Annotated in this window: 1 protein-coding gene; it reads right to left on the bottom strand. The window is 70.6% G+C overall.

The window, feature by feature from the left end:
- Positions 1–182: 182 nt before the first annotated feature.
- On the bottom strand, positions 183–4,042 hold a 3,860-nt coding region (locus tag ACLZN2_RS50745), incomplete at its 5' end, for an amino acid adenylation domain-containing protein (protein ID WP_416987052.1).

Consider the following 4,042-nt stretch of genomic DNA (forward strand, 5'->3'; position numbering starts at 1 on the left):
ACGTCACCCGCTCATCACCACACACCACCGCCACCGCACCCGGAGCCCTCACCACCTGCGCCCCGAACAACTCCGGCACCGACACCCCCGGCACGCACCCCGTGTCATTCCACTCAGCCAGAATCCGCCGACGCTCCCCCTCCGACAACACCCCAATCCCACTGAGCCCCACCCCGGACTCCTCACCCAACGCCACCACCAAACCCTCCACCGCAGTCCCCAACAACCCACACACCAACCCCGCATCCCCCNCGCTCATCCAACTCCCCATACGTCACCCGCTCATCACCACACACCACCGCCACCGCACCCGGAGCCCTCACCACCTGCGCCCCGAACAACTCCGGCACCGACACCCCCGGCACCCACCCCGTGTCATTCCACTCAGCCAGAATCCGCCGACGCTCACCCTCCGACAACACCCCAATCCCACTGAGCCCCACCCCGGACTCCTCACCCAACGCCACCACCAAACCCTCCACCGCAGTCCCCAACAACCCACACACCAACCCCGCATCCCCCGGCTCCACCACATCAACCGTCACCCCGAACCCCACCCCCAGATCATCAACCGCCACAGCCAAGGGATAGTTCGTCCGCTCCTGGGCCAGTGACACACGCATCCCTCGCCCACCGGCCGGCCTGCCGGTGTCACCGGCCCGCCCACCGTGGCGGTAGTTGAAGAGGGAGGTGAACAGCGGAGCCGGCGCGGGTACGCCGCTGGCCTGCTGGGCCAGGACCAGCGGCGCGTGCTCATGCACCAGAAGCCCCGCGAGCTGGGACTGCATCACCCTGACCGCACCGGCAGCATCCACGCCGGCGACATCCATGCGGACCGGCAGCGTGTTCATGAACGGGCCGGGGATCCGTTCCGCCCCGCGCCCGGCGTTCATCCGCCCGAGCAGCACCGTCCCGAACACCACATCACTACGCCCGGACAGACTGGCCAGCACCCGCGCCCACGCCACATGGAACAGCGTCGCCGGACTCACCCCCAGCCCACGCGCCCGCTCCCGCACCCGCCCCGCCAGACCCTCCTCCAGCGTCACCCGCGCCCGACGCGCACCGGTGCCGTCGCCATGAGCGTCGGACAGACCGAACGGCAGCGTCGGCTCCGTCACATCACCCAACACCCCCGCGAAGTACTCCTCGTGCTCCGCACGGGACACCCCCAGCCGGGCCTGCGCCACGAAGTCACGGAACGGCAGCGGAACCGGCAACTCGTCCCCACGCCCCGCCATGAACGCCTCGACCTCACCCATCACCACTTCCAGCGCCGTGTGGTCCTGCAACAGGTGATGGATCTGCACTACCGCCAACCACCGCTCGCTGCCCAGCTCCGCCGCCACATGCACCCGCAGCAACGGCGCCCGCCGCAGATCCAGCCAGGAACCCGCTTCCGCCAGCAGCTCGGCCGCCGCGTCCCCGGCCTCGGGCAGGACCACCTCGGTGACCGGTACCACGACCCGACGCCGCACCACCTGCACCGGCTCCGGCAGCCCCTCCCACACCAGAGCCGTGCGGTAGATGTCATGCCGGTCCACCACCCGCTGCAACGCCGACAGGAACCCGTCCAGCCGCTCACGACCGTCGAAAGCCAACGTCATCGGCACGAGGTACACGTCCGCCTCGCCGGGCTCGGCGAGCAGGTGGTGGAAGAAGATGCCCTCCTGCAACGGGGCCAGCGGATACACGTCCGCCACGTTCGCCGCCCCGCCCTCGACCGCCGCACACACCAGCTCCACCTGCTCCGGAGTGAGGTCCACGAGCGGCAGCATCTCCGGGGTGATCTCCTCCGCACCGTCCGGAATGCCGTTCGGCGGCACCTCCACCACACCACCGCCCTCACCCGCCGCAGCCAACCCCGCCGGAGTGGGCGCCTCGAACAACACCCGCACCGAAACCCCCAACCCCCGCTCACGCAACCGCTGCACCAACGACACCGCCAACAGCGAATGCCCACCCAACTCGAAGAAGTTGTCCTCCACCCCCACCCGCTCCACACCCAACACCTCGGCGAACACCCGGCACACGACCTCTTCCGCCACCGTGACAGGACCGCGCCCACCACCAGCGGCCGCATACTCCGGCACCGGCAACGCCGCCCGGTCCACCTTCCCGTTCACCGACAACGGCACCGCATCCAGCACCACCACCGCCGACGGAACCATGTACTCCGGCAACCGCCCGGCAGCGAACGCCCGTACCCCCGCGGGCAGATCACTCGTACCGCTCTCCTCCGCCGGCACCACGTAGGCCACCAGCCGCCTGTCGCCAGGCATGTCGTCACGGGCGACCACCACCGCCCGAGCAACCTTCGGATGAGCGGTCACCACCGCCTCGATCTCGCCCGGCTCGACACGGAACCCCCGCACCTTCACCTGATCATCCACCCGGCCCGCAAAGACCAGTTGACCATCCGTGTTCCAGCGAGCGAGATCCCCCGTCCGGTACATCCGCTCACCCGGACCACCGAACGGGCACGCGACAAACCGCTCCGCCGTCGGTGCCGGCTGGGCCTGATAGCCGCGGGCCAGGCCGGCCCCCGCCACGTACAGCTCCCCCGCGGCCCCGGGCGGAACCGGTCGCAGCCATCGGTCCAGCACATACACGCGCGTGTTCGCCACCGGGCCGCCAACCGGCGGTGCGACGACGGTTTCACGCTCCACCGACGTGGTGGTGGCCATGACCGTCGCCTCGGTCGGGCCGTACGTGTTGACCAGGTTCCGGCCGTCGGCCCACACCCGCGCCAGCTCGGCGGTGAGCAACTCACCGCCCACCAGCACACGTTCCAGGCCGTCCACCGCGCCCGGATCCATGACGGCCAGCAGCGAGGGAACCACACTCGCCACCGCCACCTCCGCCCTGTTCAGCGCCGCCGCCAGCAGCGCGGGATCTTCGCGCTCCGCCGTGGTCGCCACCACCAGCCGGCCGCCCGCCGCCAGCGTCACGGCCAGGTCCAGCACCGAGCCGTCGAATCCGAACGACGCGAACTGGAGCATCCCCGTCCCCGCCCCGACTCCGGCGACCGGGCCCAGGGCCGCCACCAGATGCACCACGGCGGCGTGCGAAACCACCACGCCCTTCGGCCGTCCGGTCGACCCCGACGTGTACATCACGTACGCAGCCGCACCCGGATGTCCCGCCACCGGCGCCTCGGCCGGTTCCGCCGCCTCGCCGAGCTCGTCCACCCGCAGCACCGGTACGGAGACACCCGCCGGCAGCGTCCCCACCAGGTCGCTGGTGGTCACCACACACGCCGGTTCCGCGTCCGCCAGCATCGCCGTCACCCGCCCGGCCGGGAGCGCCGGATCGGCGAACAGATACGCACCCCCTGCCTTCCACACCCCCACCACGGCCGCCACCACGTCCACGGACCGCTGCATCACCACGGCAACCAGCGACTCGGGGCCCACCCCCAGCCCTGTCAGGACCTGCGCCAGCCGGGACGCCCGCTCATCCAGCTCCGCGTACGTCACCTGCTCGTCCCCGCAGATCACCGCGACCGCACCTGGATCATCAGTCACCCGCTGCGCAAACAGCGTCGGCCAGGTCGTGTCCGTGAGCGGTACCGCCGTGTCGTTCCAGTCCACGACCACCTGATGCCGTTCGGCGTCCGACAGCACCGGCACCCGGCTCACCCTCACCTGAGCATCGGCGGCCACCACCTCCAGAACCCGCACCAGGCGCTCGGTGAGCGACTCGACCGTCTCCGCGTCGAACAGATCCGCCGCCCCGGTCACCGACCCCCGCAACCCCAGCGGACGGCCGTCACCGTCGAACGTCTCACCGACCGTCACATCCAGGTCGAACTTCACCGGCGCGGGACCGGCGGGCATCGACGCCGCTTGGAGGCCGGGCAGCTCCAGGGTCGTCTGCCCCAGGTTCTGCACGCCGAGCATGATCTGGAAGAGCGGGTGCCGGGACATCGAGCGGTCCGGGGCCAGTAGTTCCACCAACCGCTCGAACGGCACATCCTGATGCTCCAGAGCCGCCAGACTCGTCTCCCGCACCCGGCCCAGCAACTCGGCGAACGTCGGAT

The sequence above is a fragment of the Streptomyces sp. T028 genome (assembly GCF_048159505.1).
Classification (GTDB): Bacteria; Actinomycetota; Actinomycetes; order Streptomycetales; family Streptomycetaceae; genus Streptomyces.